This window comes from Autumnicola edwardsiae (assembly GCF_031846505.1).
Lineage (GTDB): Bacteria > Bacteroidota > Bacteroidia > Flavobacteriales > Flavobacteriaceae > Autumnicola > Autumnicola edwardsiae.
Map to the genome: position 1 here is coordinate 1 of NZ_JAVRHP010000070.1, position 16,589 is coordinate 16,589.

General features: G+C 38.9%; 13 protein-coding genes. 10 read left to right on the plus strand and 3 right to left on the minus strand.

From position 1 onward, the window contains the following. Positions 1 to 201: 201 nt before the first annotated feature. Both RM529_RS12350 and galK read right to left on the minus strand, forming a co-directional pair. Positions 202 to 1,242 (minus strand): UDP-glucose--hexose-1-phosphate uridylyltransferase, encoded by a 1,041-nt coding sequence (locus RM529_RS12350; protein WP_311485086.1) that lies wholly within the window; start codon positions 1,240 to 1,242, stop codon positions 202 to 204. Positions 1,243 to 1,257: 15 nt separating this feature from the next. After that, positions 1,258 to 2,424 carry a galactokinase gene (gene galK, locus RM529_RS12355; protein ID WP_311485087.1) on the minus strand — a complete coding sequence of 389 codons (1,167 nt, stop codon included), beginning with the start codon at positions 2,422 to 2,424 and terminating at the stop codon, positions 1,258 to 1,260. Positions 2,425 to 2,532: 108 nt separating this feature from the next. On the opposite strand from galK, the gene RM529_RS12360 reads away from it, so the two are divergent. Next, positions 2,533 to 3,237: an NUDIX hydrolase gene (locus RM529_RS12360; protein WP_311485088.1), complete on the plus strand. Its 705-nt coding sequence runs from the start codon at positions 2,533 to 2,535 to the stop codon at positions 3,235 to 3,237. A gap of 106 nt (positions 3,238 to 3,343) precedes the next feature. Continuing rightward, positions 3,344 to 4,240 (plus strand): hydroxypyruvate isomerase family protein, encoded by an 897-nt coding sequence (locus RM529_RS12365; RefSeq protein ID WP_311485089.1) that lies wholly within the window; start codon positions 3,344 to 3,346, stop codon positions 4,238 to 4,240. A gap of 108 nt (positions 4,241 to 4,348) precedes the next feature. Here RM529_RS12365 and RM529_RS12370 read toward each other — a convergent pair whose 3' ends face one another. Continuing rightward, positions 4,349 to 6,904: an adenosylcobalamin-dependent ribonucleoside-diphosphate reductase gene (locus RM529_RS12370; RefSeq protein ID WP_311485090.1), complete on the minus strand. Its 2,556-nt coding sequence runs from the start codon at positions 6,902 to 6,904 to the stop codon at positions 4,349 to 4,351. Positions 6,905 to 7,695: 791 nt separating this feature from the next. On the opposite strand from RM529_RS12370, the gene pfkA reads away from it, so the two are divergent. From pfkA to RM529_RS12410, 8 genes are all read left to right on the plus strand, one after another. Next, positions 7,696 to 8,682, plus strand: a complete 987-nt coding sequence (gene pfkA / locus RM529_RS12375) for a 6-phosphofructokinase (RefSeq protein WP_311485091.1) — start codon at positions 7,696 to 7,698, stop codon at positions 8,680 to 8,682. A gap of 16 nt (positions 8,683 to 8,698) precedes the next feature. After that, positions 8,699 to 9,697 (plus strand): type I glyceraldehyde-3-phosphate dehydrogenase, encoded by a 999-nt coding sequence (gap, locus tag RM529_RS12380; RefSeq protein WP_311485092.1) that lies wholly within the window; start codon positions 8,699 to 8,701, stop codon positions 9,695 to 9,697. Positions 9,698 to 9,785: 88 nt separating this feature from the next. Beyond that, entirely contained in the window at positions 9,786 to 10,643 is an 858-nt protein-coding gene (locus RM529_RS12385; RefSeq protein WP_311485093.1) for an N-acetylglucosamine kinase, read from the plus strand. Positions 10,644 to 10,973: 330 nt separating this feature from the next. Continuing rightward, the gene (locus RM529_RS12390; protein WP_311485094.1) at positions 10,974 to 12,512 is read left to right on the plus strand and encodes a YifB family Mg chelatase-like AAA ATPase; all 1,539 of its coding nucleotides are present in this window, start codon (positions 10,974 to 10,976) and stop codon (positions 12,510 to 12,512) included. Between the two features lie 87 nt (positions 12,513 to 12,599). Then, positions 12,600 to 13,757 (plus strand): DUF2891 domain-containing protein, encoded by a 1,158-nt coding sequence (locus tag RM529_RS12395; protein ID WP_311485095.1) that lies wholly within the window; start codon positions 12,600 to 12,602, stop codon positions 13,755 to 13,757. 445 nt (positions 13,758 to 14,202) lie between these two features. Then, entirely contained in the window at positions 14,203 to 14,940 is a 738-nt protein-coding gene (gene pxpA, locus RM529_RS12400; RefSeq protein ID WP_311485096.1) for a 5-oxoprolinase subunit PxpA, read from the plus strand. Next, a complete protein-coding gene (pxpB, locus tag RM529_RS12405; RefSeq protein ID WP_311485097.1) occupies positions 14,937 to 15,677 on the plus strand; it encodes a 5-oxoprolinase subunit PxpB in 741 nt (246 codons plus the stop codon). The genes pxpA and pxpB overlap by 4 nt, the downstream gene beginning before the upstream one ends. Beyond that, complete coding sequence (locus RM529_RS12410) at positions 15,664 to 16,536, plus strand: 5-oxoprolinase subunit C family protein (protein WP_311485098.1); 873 nt, start codon at positions 15,664 to 15,666, stop codon at positions 16,534 to 16,536. Before pxpB ends, RM529_RS12410 begins: the two co-directional genes overlap by 14 nt. The last annotated feature ends 53 nt before the right edge of the window (positions 16,537 to 16,589 follow it).

A 16,589-nucleotide genomic window follows, 5' to 3' on the forward strand; every position in this document is an offset into this window, starting at 1 on the left:
AAGAGTTTTTCCTGATAATTTTTCTTGCCTTGCATACAGAAAATTAGCTCTTTTGGCTAACTTGTGCAACAGGCACAACATATAAAAACAATGCTCAAATCAGTCTCAATTTCAAAATTTGTGCTCACTTACTTAGCGGATTTGTAAGTCTTCAAAAACAGGGAAGCCCCTAAAGCATCCGCAGCGCCTTAGTTTAAATTATTAAATGGTGGTATAGTGTTCCTTAGAAATTCCCTTTAATGTATTTGCAGCCATTTCTGCAGTGATATCGCGCTGAGGGCCTGCAAACATTTCGTAACCAACCATAAACTTCTTTACTGTTGCAGATCTTAAAAGCGGCGGATAGAAAGACATATGAAAATGCCATTCCGGATAGTCCTTACCATCTGTAGGAATTTGATGGATTCCGGAAGAGTATGGAAAGGATGTCTCAAATAGATTATCATACATTATTGTAAGTTTCTTGATGATCCCTGCAAAAGATTGTTCTTCTTTCCCATTTAGCTGGCCAATATGCTGGTAATGTTCCCGCGGAATTATCATAGCTTCATATGGCCAGACTGCCCAGTAGGGAATGAGTGCTACAAAATGTTCATTTTTAGCCAGGATACGCTCGTCCAGTTCAAGTTCCTGCTTTAAGTAATCGGCCAAAAGGCTTCTTTTATTTTCCTCCCAATACTCTTTAAAATGCTTTAATTTCTTCTGAATTTCTGTAGGAATTGAAGATTGCGACCAGATTTGTCCGTGTGGATGCGGATTGCTACATCCCATAACGGCACCTTTATTTTCAAAGATCTGCACGTAATTGATGTTCTCCTTGGCTCCCAGATCGGCATATTCTCTTTTCCACATTTTCACAACCTTCGTGATGTCTTCCGTCTCCATTAAAGGAAGCGTTAGGGAGTGATCGGGTGAAAAACAAACCACTTTACATATTCCCTGTTCTGCTTCGGCTTTTAAAAGTTTGTTATTCAGCGTTTGTTCCGGGGTATCAGGGAGTAAAGCCGAAAAATCATTGGTAAAAGCAAATGCTTCAGTATAATCTGGATTGGTTTCTCCGCTGGTACGCGTATTTCCGGGGCATAAATAACAGGAAGGGTCATAGTCTGGTCCTTTTTCAGAATTATTTTTCTCTGTCTTTCCCTGCCACGGTCGTTTTGTACGGTGTGGGGAAACCAGGATCCATTCTCCGGTTAAAATATTATAGCGTCTATGCGGATTGTTATTTAACTCGTTGCTCATAATTTAGATTTTTAGCTATGCCTTAAATTTTTCAATTATCGTCCCTTCTCCCGCCGATACTGAAATGACATCCATTTTTCTATGGAATTCCTTAAAATATGCTTCAGAAATTTCTTCGGAATATTCCTCGATTTTGTCGACTTCAATTAAATTGATGGTACAACCGCCAAAGCCACCGCCCATCATCCTGGACCCGTAAATAAAGTCTTTACTTCTGGAAAATTCCACCATAAAATCCAATTCGGGACAGCTTACCTCGTAATTATGCTGAAGACCTTCGTGGGATTGGTACATTAACTCTCCAAATTCCTTCAGTTTTCCGCTTTTCATGGCTGCGGAAGCTTTTTCAACTCTTTCATTCTCCTTGAGCACATATACACAACGCTGATAGGTCTTTTTTGGCAATTCGGCTTTAAATTCTTCGAGCATATCAAAATTCACTTCCCTTAGCGAATTTGCTTCAGGATACTTCTGCTGAATTTTTCGTACCGCTGCTTCACATTCAGCACGCCTGGTGTTATATTCACTATCTGCAATGCTGTGGGACACGTTCGTATTCAGCAGTAATAAGTTGCAATTTTTAAAGTCGGCAGGAATATATTCAGTTTCAAGTGTTTTACAATCCAGAAGTATAATATGGTCTTTTTTGCTCATTACTGAAGCAAACTGGTCCATAATTCCGCAGTTTGAGCCTACAAAATTGTTTTCTGCCCGCTGGGAGAGTTCCACAATCTCCTGTTTGGACAAATTCAGGTTAAAAAGTTGGTTTAAACCACCTGCAAATCCACATTCCAGGGCTGCCGAAGAACTTATTCCGGCACCAATGGGAAGTTCGCTCTTAATAATACAGTCAAAGCCACTCAATTTTTTCCCCATTTTCTGAATTTCATCAATTACCCCCAGCAAATAGTTCTTCCAGGAACCTTCAGCTTTAGAAAAATCATTCAGATTAAATTCAAAATAACTGTTGAAGGTGAGGCTGTAAATTTGGCAATTATCGACAGAATCATTTTTTCTGAAGTCGAAAAATATCTTTTTGTCAATTGCTGTTGGCATCACGAAGCCATTGTTATAATCTGTATGCTCGCCAATAAGATTGATCCTTCCCGGGGAAGCAACTTTTACTTCAGCATTAAAGTTGGAGAATTTTTCTGGATATGAGGTGTTTTCTGAATTTTCCAAAGAGTCGGTTTTAATGAATTATCACGTAAATATAATAAATGTAAAAAGTACGTTCATTATTTTTTTGATTTAATTCTATATCTTTATTTCCAAATGGAATTAAAGTCAATGACAGAAGTGGAAACGGATCTTTACAGTATAAAGGACAAAATGTATGCAGCGGCAGATTGCATCATTTTCGGTTTTGATTCGGGAAAGTTAAAGTTGCTTGTGTTTAAGAGGAGAGTAGAACCTTTAAAAGGGGAGTGGTCGCTAATAGGAAGTTTTGTGCGGCTGGAAGAAGACGTGGCAGAAGCAGCAAAACGGGTTTTAAAGGAAATCACCGGTTTGGAAAATGTCTTTATGGAACAGCTTAAAACCTACGGAAAAGCAGACAGGGATCCCGGTTTTAGGTGTTTGTCTATCGCACAATATGCATTAATAAGGATAAATGAATATGATGAGGAGCTGGTGGAGAAGCATGGTGCCCATTGGTATGACATAGGCGCGGTGCCAGATTTGGTGCTGGATCATAACAAAATGGTACAGGATGCCCTGGAACGGCTAAAACGAAAAGCGAGGCACCAGCCGATTGGCTTCGAGCTTTTACCGGAAAAATTCACAATTCCGCAACTGCAGCAATTGTACGAAGTAATCTATCAAAAGGAGTTGGATTCGAGGAACTTCAGAAAAAAATTACTTTCCCTTAAGGTGTTGATAAAGCTGGATGAAAAGGACAAAACTTCTTCAAGAAGAGGAGCTTTTCTCTATAAATTCGATTATGAAAATTATCATAAGCTTGTAAAATCCGGTTATAATTTCGAGATTTCCTGATCTACAGTCTTTTATTTTTGAATATAATTATATTCCTGAAGGATTTTTTGTATTATTGAAAATAACTGTAGGTATTACGTTTATAATGTTCTGATAATTTACTTTCATGGAAAATAAACTCAATAGAAGAGAGGTATTAAAAAATCTGGCCTTGGGGACGGGAGCTTTAAGTCTTGGGGTTGCTGGCAGTGCATTTGCCAAAACCCAGTCTGATAAGGAATTTAAAAGTTTAAACCGGTTAAAAGGTAATGTAAACCATTCGGCTTGTCGCTGGTGTTATAATGATATTCCATTGGATGAATTTGCCCGGGAATCTGCTGAATTGGGATTAAAAGCTATAGACCTTTTAAAACCTTCAGAATGGGCCACAGTAGAAAAATACGGACTTACCTGCTCCATGGCTACAGATAATTTTGCGAGTATTGAGGAAGGTTTTAACGACCCCGGCAATCACGGAAAGCTGCAGTCGCTTTACAAACCTTTAATAGATAAAGCCTCAGACCATGGCATTAAAAATGTGATCTGTTTTTCCGGAAATCGCGACGGCCTTGATGATAAAACAGGTATTGAGAATTGTGCTGTAGGCTTAACTCCTTTACTTAAATATGCCGAAGAAAGGGAAGTAAAACTGGTGATGGAACTTTTAAATAGTAAAGTAAACCATCCAGATTATCAATGTGACCATACAAGCTGGGGTGCTGCGTTATGTGAAAAGATGGGGCTGTCCAATTTTAAGCTGCTTTACGATATCTACCACATGCAGATTATGGAAGGGGACGTTATAAGGACCATCAGGAAAAACCATCAATATATCAATCATTACCATACTGCAGGAAATCCGGGCAGGCATGAAATTGATGATTCCCAGGAATTGTTTTATCCTGCTATTGTCAGGGCTATCCTGGAAACGGGTTTTGACGGGTATCTTGCCCAGGAATTTGTTCCTACTTACGATGATAAAATGAAGGCTTTAAAAGAGGCTGTGCTAATTTGTGATGTTTAGGTTTTCGCTATAAAAATTCTTCGGTTCTTTTCTATAAATTGAACCTAACAAAAAAATGGCCCTGGGAAACCAGGGCCATTTTTTCTTCAACATTAAAACTAAACAATATTATCCACATTTTGAAGAACCGCAATCTTTGCAGGTAAGGCAACCTTCCTGGTAAATGAGGCTAGTGGAATTACAATTATTACACTTTTCTTTCCTGGCCACGGTACCATCTGCAATGTAGCGTTTTAAGGCACGTGCAACCCCGTTTTTCCAGGTGTTTATAGATTCGGTATCCAGCTGAAGGCTGGCAATAAGGTCTACCACTTTTTCTATGGACATGCCGTGGCGGAGTGTACTGGAAATTAGTTTTGCATAATTCCAGAATTCAGGATTAAATTTATGAGATAGTCCTTCAATGGTGGTTTTATACCCCCTCTTGTTCTCATACTGAAAATCATACCTGGAAGTACCGTCTTCATTTCGGTTCTTAATGATAAGTCCTTCATTTACCCAACGCGGAATAAGGATTCCGTCTTCATCATCTGCAAAACCTGTAAAAATTTCATAAGGACGACCATCGATTAAACCTATAAAAGCGATCCATTTATCTTTATTATTCTGAAATCTAACCACATCGGCCTCTAAAACCTGAGGACGTTTTGTTGTAAAAACAGAATTTTCTTCTTCTTCCTTTTTATCCTTTTTATCGTCATTTGAGATCAACACTCCCGAGCGGGAACCATCCCGATAAACTGTTACACCTTTGCAACCGGCCTGCCATGCTTCCAGGTAAAGCTGCCCTACAAGCTCTTCAGTAGCATCGTTTGGTAGATTTATGGTAACACTAATGGAATGATCTACCCATTTTTGTACCGCTCCCTGCATTTTTACTTTGCTCAGCCAATCCACATCATTGGAAGTAGCCTGGTAATACGGCGAAAGTTTTACAAGTTTATCCAATTCTTCCTGAGTGTAATTCTTTGAGGTATCATGCCCATTAACTTCCATCCATTGCTTAAAGCGATGGTGAAAAACCACGTATTCTTCCCAGGAATCCCCAACTTCATCTACAAAATCCACCCGGGAATCTTTATCGTTAGGATTTACTTTTCTCCTTCTTTTGTAAACCGGAAGGAAAACAGGCTCAATTCCGGAGGAAGTTTGCGTCATTAAACTGGTAGTTCCGGTTGGGGCAATGGTGAGTAAAGCAATATTTCTCCTTCCGTATTCCAACATGTCGTAATAAAGCTTTTCATCAGCTTCACGCAATCTTTGAATAAAAGGATTATCTTTTTCCCTGTCGGAATCAAAAATGGCGAAAGCACCACGTTCTTTTGCAGCAGTAACCGATGCCTTATAAGCTTCAATCGCAATTCGCTTATGAATATCTACAGAAAAATCCACGCCTTCCTTGCTGCCGTACTTTATACCTAAACCTGCAAGCATATCGCCTTCCGCAGTAATCCCAATTCCGGTTCTTCTGCCTTCCTGCGCTTTTTTCTTGATGTTGAGCCAAAGATTTCTTTCTACGCCTTTAATATCCTGATTTTCCGGATCGTCATCAATTTTTCCAAGTATACCATCAATTTTCTCTAGTTCCAGGTCAATAATATCGTCCATTATACGCTGTGCTGCGGAAATATGTTTGCTGAAAAGTTCGTAATTAAAAGAAGCATTTTCAGTAAATGGCTCTTCAACATAAGAGAATAAGTTAATCGCCAATAGCCTGCAGGAATCGTAAGGACAAAGCGGAATTTCACCACAAGGGTTGGTAGAAACCGTTTTATAACCAAGATCTGCATAAGAGTCGGGGACAGATTCATTTATCACCGTATCCCAGAAGAGGATTCCTGGTTCTGCAGATTTCCAGGCGTTATGGACAATCTTCTTCCATAACTTTTCTGCTTCAATTTCTTTGGTATTTTTTGGTTTCTCGCTATGGATAGGATATTTCTGAATATAAGAAGTGTTATCCTTTACAGCCTTCATAAACGCATCATCTATTCTCACCGACACATTGGCTCCGGTCACTTTTCCCTGCTGCATTTTAGCATCAATAAAATCTTCTGCATCGGGATGGTTAATAGAAACCGAAAGCATTAATGCTCCCCTTCGTCCATCCTGGGCAACTTCCCGGGTAGAATTGGAGTAACGCTCCATAAACGGAACGATTCCCGTAGAAGTTAAAGCCGAATTCTTTACCGGTGAACCTTTTGGCCGGATGTGGGAGAGGTCATGGCCAACTCCACCACGACGTTTCATAAGCTGCACCTGTTCCTGGTCTATTTTCATGATCCCGCCGTAAGAATCTGAATCTCCGTTGTTGCCAATTACAAAACAATTAGAAAGTGAAGCAATCTGGTAAGGATTGCCAATTCCCGCCATTGGACTTCCCTGCGGCACGATGTATTTAAAGTCTTTGATAAGATCAAAAACTTCATCTTCGGTCATTGGGTTGGGGTAACGCTGCTCTATTCGGGCTATTTCTTTTGAAATTCTCCGGTGCATATCATCAGGAGTAAGTTCATAAATATGACCGTAAGAATCTTTTAAGGCATATTTATTCACCCAAACGCGGGCAGCTAGGTCATCTCCTTTAAAGTACTTTAGGGAGGCCTGGAAAGCCTCTTCCTGAGTATAAGTTTTTGGAGCCGTTGGTTTTGCTTGTACAGGCATACAAATTCAGATTTTTGGGATTAGTAATTTGAGATTAAAGCGAATGTAAATGTAGGTAAGAAAAAGAGATAATCTAAAATTAATTTCTTCAAAGTTATCAATAAAAACATGTTAATAAGCTTAAAATCAGCTAATTATTTATTTATCAACATAATAAAGTTGACAAATTTTAAAATTTTATTTTTTGAACCGGAAAGTGCTCACACCTACCAGATTTATTGAAGTTTACCTTAAAAAAGAAGGAGAAAGTGCGGTTTATGAAGATCGATATTTGTCAAAAAAAGAGGCTGATTGAAAAATCAATCAGCCTTCTTTGAATTAACACCTATGAAAATCCAAAATAAAACTTTTATTCTGATAGTGATCATTTTTTCAATGATCACCGCCCCATTTTTCATCGGAGGTAGGGAAAATTTTATAAAAAAAAGCCGCAATTCAAAAATTTATGTCAATCCGGCTATTTTTAATTTTATTGCAGCACTAATATAATAAAATTTAGTGAAAAAGCTTTATGTTCTGCTCTTTTTCCGCTACAAAATGCCATAATTCTTTAAACCTGAAATGGGTAGTATATTCAGGATATAAAAATTTTTTTTCTGTTGAAAAAGACCAGCCCTGAAAATAGCAATTTTCGACTTCAAAGTACAGAATGTTGAGATTTTGCGATTTTAAATCATAAAACTTTAAAAATGCCCCCTTGAAAGTCGGGATTTTTATGAGTTATTAACCGAAAACGATTTAGTTTATTGCTAAATTAGGTTATATTGTTTAAATAAAATAGATTTGGCATAATGTCAAAGAAAATAAGCAAAATAGGAGTATTGACCTCCGGAGGAGATGCTCCCGGAATGAATGCCGCAATTCGGGCTGTAGTAAGAGCCTGTTCCTATTATCAACTGGAGTGTATAGGAGTTTATAGAGGTTACCAGGGCCTTATAGAAGGAGATTTTGAAAAGCTAGATGCCAGGTCGGTCAGGAATGTGATAAACCGGGGTGGGACTTTTCTTAAATCTACTCGTTCCCTGGAATTTAAAACCAAAGAAGGTCGTAAAAAAGCACATGATCAATTAAAGGAGGCCGGTGTAGATGCGCTGGTGGTAATTGGCGGTGACGGAACTTTTACCGGAGGTGTGTTTTTTAGTGATGAGTTTAATTTCCCTATCGTCGGTATACCGGCAACTATAGATAACGATATTCATGGTACAGATTATACGCTGGGTTATGATACCGCATTAAATACCGTGGTAGAGGCTATAGATAAGATACGGGATACTGCAAGTTCCCATAACAGGCTTTTCCTTGTTGAAGTAATGGGGCGCGATGCCGGAGATATAGCTCTAAACAGCGGAATAGGTGCGGGGGCTGAAGAGATCCTTATCCCGGAAGAAACTGCCGGCGTAGAAAGGATGCTGGAATCTTTAAAGAAGAGTAAGGCATCTGGCAAAACATCAAGTATTATCGTTGTGGCAGAAGGGGAAAGAAGCGGAAAGAATATATTTCAGTTAGCTGAATTTATTCATGAGCAGGACGAGAATTACGATATAAGGGTTTCGGTTCTTGGTCATATCCAGCGGGGAGGTTCTCCAAGTTGTTTTGATCGTGTCCTTGCCAGCAAACTGGGCGTGGGGGCCGTAGAGGCGCTTATGGATGGTAAGACCAAAGTAATGATAGGTCTGCATCATCAGGATGTGGTTCATGTCCCATTGGAGACTGCAATTAAAGGAGAACCAAAAGTAGATAAAGAGTTAAGAAGGGTGGCAGACATCACTTCAGTTTAAATTTAAAAATAGAAAAATGAGTACAAAAATTGGAATTAACGGGTTTGGCCGTATTGGAAGAATAGCATTTAGAATCGCGGCTGAAAACAAGGATGTTGAAGTAGTAGCAATTAATGATTTATTAGAAGTAGATCATTTGGCATATTTGTTAGCTCATGATTCGGTGCATGGGAAATTCAAAGGTGATGTTTCTGTAGAAGGTGGTAATCTTGTAGTAAACGGAAAAACCATCAGGGTAACTGCCGAGCGTAATCCTGAAGATTTAAAATGGGATGAGGCAGGAGCTGAAGTAGTTCTTGAATGTACCGGTATTTTTACATTAAAAGATAAAGCTGAAGCCCACCTTAAGGCAGGTGCTAAAAAAGTAGTGATTTCTGCACCTTCAAAAGATGCTCCTATGTTTGTAATGGGGGTTAACCATAATGAGGTAAAAGCAGAAGATAAAGTAGTTTCTGGTGCTTCATGTACTACAAACTGCCTTGCTCCCCTAGCCAAAGTTATTGAGGATGAATTTGGAATTGTAGAAGGACTTATGACGACTGTTCATGCCACTACTTCTACACAATTTACTGTGGATTCTCCTTCAAAAAAGAACTTTAGATTAGGAAGAAGCGCTATGGCAAATATAATTCCTAGTTCTACCGGTGCAGCTGTTGCCGTAACCAAAGTAATTCCTGCATTAAAAGGAAAGCTTACAGGAATGGCATTTAGGGTTCCTACAACAGATGTTTCTGTAGTAGACCTTACAGTAAGAACTGAAAAATCTGTTTCTTACGACGATATTAAAGCTGCTTTCAAAAAAGCTGCGGAAGGAGATTTTAAAGGAGTGATTTCTTATACTGAAGAAATGGTGGTTTCTCAGGATTATGTTTCAGATCCTCATACTTGTAACTTCGATGCTGAAGCAGGTATTGCTTTAAATGACAACTTCTTTAAGTTGATCGCATGGTATGATAACGAGTATGGTTATTCTGCAAAGCTTATTGATCTGGCTGCACACGTAGCATCATTATAAATATTTCATAACCTGAAAATACAGTAGCTTAGGTTATCTAATGCTGTATTTTCAGGTTTTTTATATCTCATTATCAAATAACTACTCAATGATTTTAATAACAGATGGAGGATCTACCAAGTGCGACTGGATCCTTTTGGATCATCAGGGAGAACAGATTTTTAAGACCCGAACAAAAGGGCTGAATCCTGCAGTATTTCCTGAACTTGTTCTGGAACAACGCATAGAGGAAAACCCTGAACTGAGGGAAGTAAGAGACAAAATTGAAAAAGTCCATTTTTTTGGAGCAGGATGTGGTACAGAAACTCCTAAAAGACTTCTTGAGGATATTATAGGTAACTTTTTTACAAATGCTGAAGAGGTGATTGTACGGGAAGATACCGTTGCGGCTGTTTATGCTACAGGTAAAGAGCCGGGAATTGTTTGTATACTTGGTACAGGTTCCAATAGTAGTTATTTTGATGGTAAGGAAATTCACCAGACCATCCCTTCATTGGGATATATCCTTATGGATGAGGCTAGTGGGAATTATTTCGGAAAAAGGCTTATTCGGGACTATTATTATAAAAGAATGCCCCCGGAACTGGTGGTAAAGTTTGAAGAAAAATTCAACCTTGATTCCGACGAGATAAAGAAAAATCTGTACAGAAGAGAAAATCCAAATACATATCTCGCTTCTTTTGCTGAATTTATTTTTACCAACGAGAGAAACGGATATTTTTATAAGCTGGTTTACGAAGGTATACATGATTTTGTGCAGAGCAGGGTACTGTGTTATAAAGAAGCTCAAAGTGTGCCAATCCATTTTATTGGAAGTATAGCCTATTTTAGTGAAGATATTATTAAAGCTGTGCTACAGCCTTATGGTTTGGAAATTGGAAATATTGTGCGGCGTCCAATAGATGGTTTGATTGAACATTACCGCAGCAATTTCTTCAATAAATAGTTTTTGGTTTTCAAAGAAAAAAAGTAGACATATTACAGTAAATGTTAGTGCCTTATGCGCTGATCATTTTCGAAAAAACTGGCCGTTTCCATAAAGGATCCGGCCTTTTTTTTATTTAACTTCCTGAAAAGTTTGGCCAAAGCTTGAAGTATAACGGATATGTTATTCTAAATTTTTTCAGAAATTCATTAGAAAGCACTGACTATAGAAAGAGTTTTTCTGAAAATCGGTAAATTAACCAGGATTATTTTTAGAAAAAATAGGAAGTAAAGAATTCAAATCTCCGTTCCAAAAAAATAATTAGTACATTTAATAAATTAATTGTTTTAGATGCTTGTTAAGGTTTACGGTAGTGCTGTATTTGGAGTAGAGGCAACAACAATTACCGTAGAGGTTAACGTGGCTACAGGTATAGGTTATCATCTTGTTGGTTTGCCAGATAATGCAGTTAAAGAAAGCAGTTTCAGGATAGCTGCTGCGTTGCAAAATAATGGCTATAAATTCCCCGGAAAAAAGATTATCGTCAATATGGCTCCGGCCGATCTTAGGAAAGAAGGTTCTGCCTATGATCTTACGTTTGCCCTGGGAATCTTAGCTGCTTCAGACCAAATTAAAGCTGAAAATATTTCTGATTACCTGATTATGGGGGAGCTTTCCCTGGATGGTAGTCTGCAGCCAATAAAAGGAGCACTTCCTATTGCTATTAAAGCTAAAGAAGAGGGGTTTAAAGGCTTTATTCTTCCTGAACAAAACGCAAAAGAAGCAGCAATTGTTAAAGGGCTTGATGTCTATGGTGTGGATAATATCCTCCAGGTAATTAATTTCTTTAATGAAGGTGCAGCCCTGGAAAAGACAATTATCGATACCCGGGAAGAATTTTATAAAAATCTGGACCACCTTGAGCATGATTTCGCCGATGTAAAAGGTCAGGAGTCCATTAAACGTTGTATGGAGATTGCGGCAGCCGGCGGTCACAATATTATCCTTATAGGCCCGCCGGGAGCAGGAAAGACGATGCTTGCAAAGCGGCTGCCCAGCATTTTGCCTCCCATGACTTTACATGAAGCGCTGGAAACTACTAAAATTCACAGCGTGGTGGGCCGGATAAAGGATCATGTGGGCCTTATGTCCCAAAGACCTTTTCGCAGTCCGCATCACACAATTTCAGACGTTGCTTTAGTTGGAGGCGGGGCTTATCCGCAGCCGGGGGAGATTTCTCTCTCCCATAACGGGGTATTATTTCTGGATGAGCTTCCGGAGTTTAAAAGAGGTGTATTGGAAGTCATGCGGCAACCGTTGGAGGACCGTGAAGTAACGATATCCAGGGCAAAATTTACGGTGACTTATCCTTCAAGTTTTATGCTGGTGGCAAGTATGAATCCGAGTCCGAGCGGTTTTTTTAATGATCCGGGCGGGCCGGCGTCCTCTTCCCCGGGCGAGATGCAACGCTATCTCAGTAAAATAAGCGGTCCTCTTCTGGATAGGATAGATATTCATATAGAAGTTACCCCCGTACCATTTGAGAAGCTTAGCGAGGAGAGAAAAGGAGAGGGTAGTGTGGAAATAAGGGAGCGGGTCACCAAAGCAAGGCAACTTCAAACCAAAAGGTTCGAGGCTTTTGATAATACCCATTACAACGCGCAGATGAGTGTACGACATATACGGGAATTCTGTGAGCTTGGTGATTCTTCAAAAATGCTGCTGAAGACTGCTATGGAACGCCTTAACCTTTCGGCAAGGGCTTATGACCGTATTTTAAAAGTCTCCCGTACTATTGCAGATTTAGAAGCTTCAGAAAACATAGAAGACCATCATATTAGTGAGGCTATACAATACCGTAGCCTTGATAGAGAGGGATGGTTGGGGTAATATTGTTGTTGATTGTGTTATTTCATAAATTTGAACAGGATTTCTTAATTATTAATTTCCTTTTTGTAAGGAAGTACTGCTAACGTAATGAAAAAAATTTTAAGCCTTATAATTGTTGTTTTCTTTATTGGTTGTAAAGGTGATGAAACAAAAGAAATAGAAACCGTTTCCGCTCCGGAAAACGATAGTATAGCTGATGATAATATAATCTCAGACGCTATTTTGGGTGAAGAAGAAGTGGAATTTAACCTTGGAGAAGCGAACCGGCTTGCAGAGCTGCCTTTAGGTTGTATAGAAACAGAGTATCCCAATAAATTAGGTCAGACTCTGGAAAATGAGGAGGCACTGGGGACACCAAAAGAACTTCATCCGGCCTTTTATGGATGTTTCGACTGGCACTCTTCTGTTCATGCCCACTGGTCTCTGGTAAGCCTTCTCAAACAATTTCCCGATTTGGAGAAAGAAGAAGCTATCAGGGAGAAATTAAAAAATTCCCTTTCTGCGGAAAATATTTTAGCTGAAGTAGACTACTTTAAAAGACCTCAAAGCGAATCCTACGAGCGTACCTATGGTTGGGCATGGTTGCTAAAGCTTGCAGAAGAACTGAAGACCTGGGAAGATCCTCTGGCAAAAGAGCTTGATGCTAATTTGCAGCCTCTTACAGATCTGGTTGTTCAGCGGTATCTGGATTTTTTTCCGAAGCTTAATTATCCAATTCGGGTGGGAGAACATTCCAATACTGCCTTTGGTATGAGTTTCGCCTATGATTTTGCTCAAAGTACCGAAGACCAGAAGCTTATGGATGCAATCTCCAAACGTGCAAGGGATTTTTATTTATCCGATGATAATTGCCCGGTTAATTGGGAGCCGGGAGGATATGATTTTCTTTCACCCTGTCTTCAGGAAGTGGATATAATGTTGCGCATTCTCCCAAAGAATGCCTTTAATCTTTGGATTAACGATTTTATGCCTGACCTTAAAAATGAAGATTTCACCATGGAGGTGGGGGAAGTTTCCGATCGTACAGACGGTAAGCTCGTACACCTGGACGGACTCAACTTTAGCAGGGCATGGGTTTTTTATCATCTGGCAAATAAATATCCTGAAGATTTTGGTCATTTAAGAAGTCTCGCGAGTGAGCATGTTTCTTATTCTTTTCCAAACCTGGTAGGAGATACTTATGAAGGGGGCCACTGGCTGGGAAGTTTTGCTATTTATGCTTTAGAGGCTGCATCAAAAGAATAATTTTGCATAAACTTTTCTGAAGAATTTGTTGTGGGTGCTTTCTCTTCTGCTTGCACCGGTATTGAAATTCTGTTTGCATCTGCTGTGGCCCCGACGATTTGTTTTGCGCCAATTCTATCCTGATAGCCCTATATGAAGTCTCTGTGAGGATAAAGCTAATCACAAACGCTTATATAGGTCGATAATTGGCAAAAATGGTGTTGCTTTATTTTATACAACATTTTTCCTGTTGTTGCTTAATCGTGAGTATTCTACTTTGTGAAAGGAAATCGACTGGAATTACTTAATTTTTTCAGATTGCTGGTGTAAATCTTCTTCCGGTTATCGCGATTTTCTTATTTTGAGTGGCGAATAGGTTTCAGTTTTAGAAAAATTGAAAGATCTGGACATGGTTTGCCTTTCCCGAATTGAAATTTATTCGGTGTGTTAACCAACCACAAAAACAATGAAGAAAATTCATATTAATTGCGATTTAGGAGAAGGAGGTGGGTTTGATGATAGACTTATGCCCCTAATTTCAGCTTGTAACATTGCATGCGGTGGTCATGCGGGAGATGAGGAAATCATCGGCAAGACTATCGACCTTGCGATTGCAAATAATGTGGAAATTGGTGCTCATCCTTCCTATCCCGATAAGGAAAACTTCGGAAGAAAATCGATAGAGATTTCTGAAGAAGAACTGGAGGAGTCGATAAGAGATCAGGTGGAACTGGTACGAAGAATTGCCACCGAAAAGGGAGCTGAATTAACGCACATAAAACCCCATGGAGCACTTTATAATGATGCTGCAAAGGATGGAAAAATTGCCCGGATTATTCTAAATACAATCAAAAAAATAAGTCCAAATTACGCTCTTTATGCACCATATAATTCGGTAATTTCAAAGCTAGCAAAAGGAGAAATTAATGTAGTTTTTGAAGCCTTTGCAGATCGAAATTATAATGAAGATTTTAGCCTGGTTTCAAGGTCAAAACCTCACGCAGTTTTGCATGAAAAAGAGGATGTTTTCAATCATGTTTTTCAGATGTTTTCTGAAGAAAAAATACTCACATTAGACGGTGCAAAAAAGGACTTTAAAGCAGATACATTTTGTCTGCACAGCGACACCGAAAATGCAGGAGAAATTCTTTATTTTTTAAAGCAAAAACTAAAGGAAAAAAATATCAAAATCAATAAAAAATGAAGACAGGTTTTCCAATCATAAAACCCATGGGGGAGCGGGCAATCTTAATAGAATTTGAACCCGAAATTAATGAGCAACTACTCCAGAGAATACTTTCTGTTCAAAATTTTATAGAAAATAATTATGTTGAAGAAAAGGTTGAGGTAAGTAACGCATATAACTCGTTATTAGTTTTTTATACTGAAGGTATAGAAGATGTCTATGGTGAGGTTTCTAAGCTGGAAAGACTTGTTTCTGATGCTAAGATAGAAAAAAAAACGAGTTCCAAAATTTACCATCTTCCTGTTTGTTATAGTAAAAAATTTGATCTTGATCTGGAGTTAATTTCAGGAGAAAATAAGCTGGAAATTGAAGAGATAATCAGGCGTCATACCGCTCCTTTTTATACTGTTTATTTTATGGGCTTTTTACCCGGATTTTTGTACTTAGGGGGGCTGGATGAAAAGCTCTATATTTCCAGAAAGGAACAACCAAGAATGAAGATCAAAAAAGGCGCTGTGGGAATAGGTGAAAAACAAACCGGAATTTATCCGCAACCCAGCCCTGGAGGATGGCAAATTATCGGGAATTGTCCGGTTAATTTTTTTGATAAAAACAGCCTTCCTCCTTCTCAAATTTCTTCAGGAGATAAGGTGAAATTTTATGCTGTTTCAGAAGAAGAATTTGAAAAGATTTCAGCAGAAGTGCAGGAAGGAAATTTTGAATTAAAAGTTGAAGATTATCATGGCGAAAATTGACGTTTTACAACCTGGATTATTTTCCACAATTCAGGATTTTGGAAGGTTAGGATTTTTAAAATTCGGAGTCCCGCAAAGTGGTGCGATGGATTTTTATGCGGCAAAAATGGCAAATTTAATTCTGAGGAATAAAGCCGATGCTCCGGTTCTTGAAATTACACAGATGGGCCCAAAATTACAATTTTCGGCTCCTACAGAAATAGCTATTGCCGGGGCAGATCTTTCTCCAAAAATTAATGGAAGACAGATTGAGAATATTTCCGTGTTTAAAGTAGTAGCCGGGGAAACCCTTTCCTTTGGAAGAAGAAAAAATGGTTGTCGTGCTTATCTTGCTGTTAAAAATGGTTTTGACTCCGAGCTTCTTATGAATAGCAAAAGTTGGTATAATGGTCTGACAGAAAATTTTAAACTTGAAAAGGGTATGGCTTTGCCTTATGCACCTTTTGAGGAAAAGGAGTTGTCTACTCATTCTTCTGTGAGGTTTATTTCAGATTATATAGTCTCGAAAAGCATTATGGCTTATCCCGGTCCTGAATATAATCAACTCTGCGATGCCCAAAAGGCATTGTTAATGGAGACCGGCTACACAATTGGAAAGGATAATAATAGAATGGCTATACAAATGATGGAGCCACTGGTAAATGATCTGGAGCCAATTATTACAGGTCCGGTTCTTCCCGGGACTGTGCAGCTGACCCCCTCGGGAAAACTGATTGTTCTTATGCGTGACTGCCAGACCACGGGCGGCTATCCCAGAATCCTCCAGTTAAGTGAAAACGGCATAAATTGTCTTGCTCAAAAAGTAGCAGGTGAAAAAATAAAATTTGTCGTGGAAGAATTAGAAAAGGTGCATAAATAAAAAAGTGCTGAATCAGCGATAAAGAAATAACACTGACCCTACTCAATATTAAT

Bases quoted from the DNA above. Each gene is read 5' to 3' on its own strand.
- RM529_RS12350 (WP_311485086.1), bottom strand. From the start codon at position 1,242: ATGAGCAACGAGTTAAATAACAATCCGCATAGACGCTATAATATTTTA.
- RM529_RS12360 (WP_311485088.1), top strand. From the start codon at position 2,533: ATGACAGAAGTGGAAACGGATCTTTACAGTATAAAGGACAAAATGTAT.
- RM529_RS12365 (WP_311485089.1), top strand. From the start codon at position 3,344: ATGGAAAATAAACTCAATAGAAGAGAGGTATTAAAAAATCTGGCCTTG.
- RM529_RS12370 (WP_311485090.1), bottom strand. From the start codon at position 6,904: ATGCCTGTACAAGCAAAACCAACGGCTCCAAAAACTTATACTCAGGAA.
- pfkA (WP_311485091.1), top strand. From the start codon at position 7,696: ATGTCAAAGAAAATAAGCAAAATAGGAGTATTGACCTCCGGAGGAGAT.
- gap (WP_311485092.1), top strand. From the start codon at position 8,699: ATGAGTACAAAAATTGGAATTAACGGGTTTGGCCGTATTGGAAGAATA.
- RM529_RS12385 (WP_311485093.1), top strand. From the start codon at position 9,786: ATGATTTTAATAACAGATGGAGGATCTACCAAGTGCGACTGGATCCTT.
- RM529_RS12390 (WP_311485094.1), top strand. From the start codon at position 10,974: ATGCTTGTTAAGGTTTACGGTAGTGCTGTATTTGGAGTAGAGGCAACA.
- RM529_RS12395 (WP_311485095.1), top strand. From the start codon at position 12,600: ATGAAAAAAATTTTAAGCCTTATAATTGTTGTTTTCTTTATTGGTTGT.
- pxpA (WP_311485096.1), top strand. From the start codon at position 14,203: ATGAAGAAAATTCATATTAATTGCGATTTAGGAGAAGGAGGTGGGTTT.
- pxpB (WP_311485097.1), top strand. From the start codon at position 14,937: ATGAAGACAGGTTTTCCAATCATAAAACCCATGGGGGAGCGGGCAATC.
- RM529_RS12410 (WP_311485098.1), top strand. From the start codon at position 15,664: ATGGCGAAAATTGACGTTTTACAACCTGGATTATTTTCCACAATTCAG.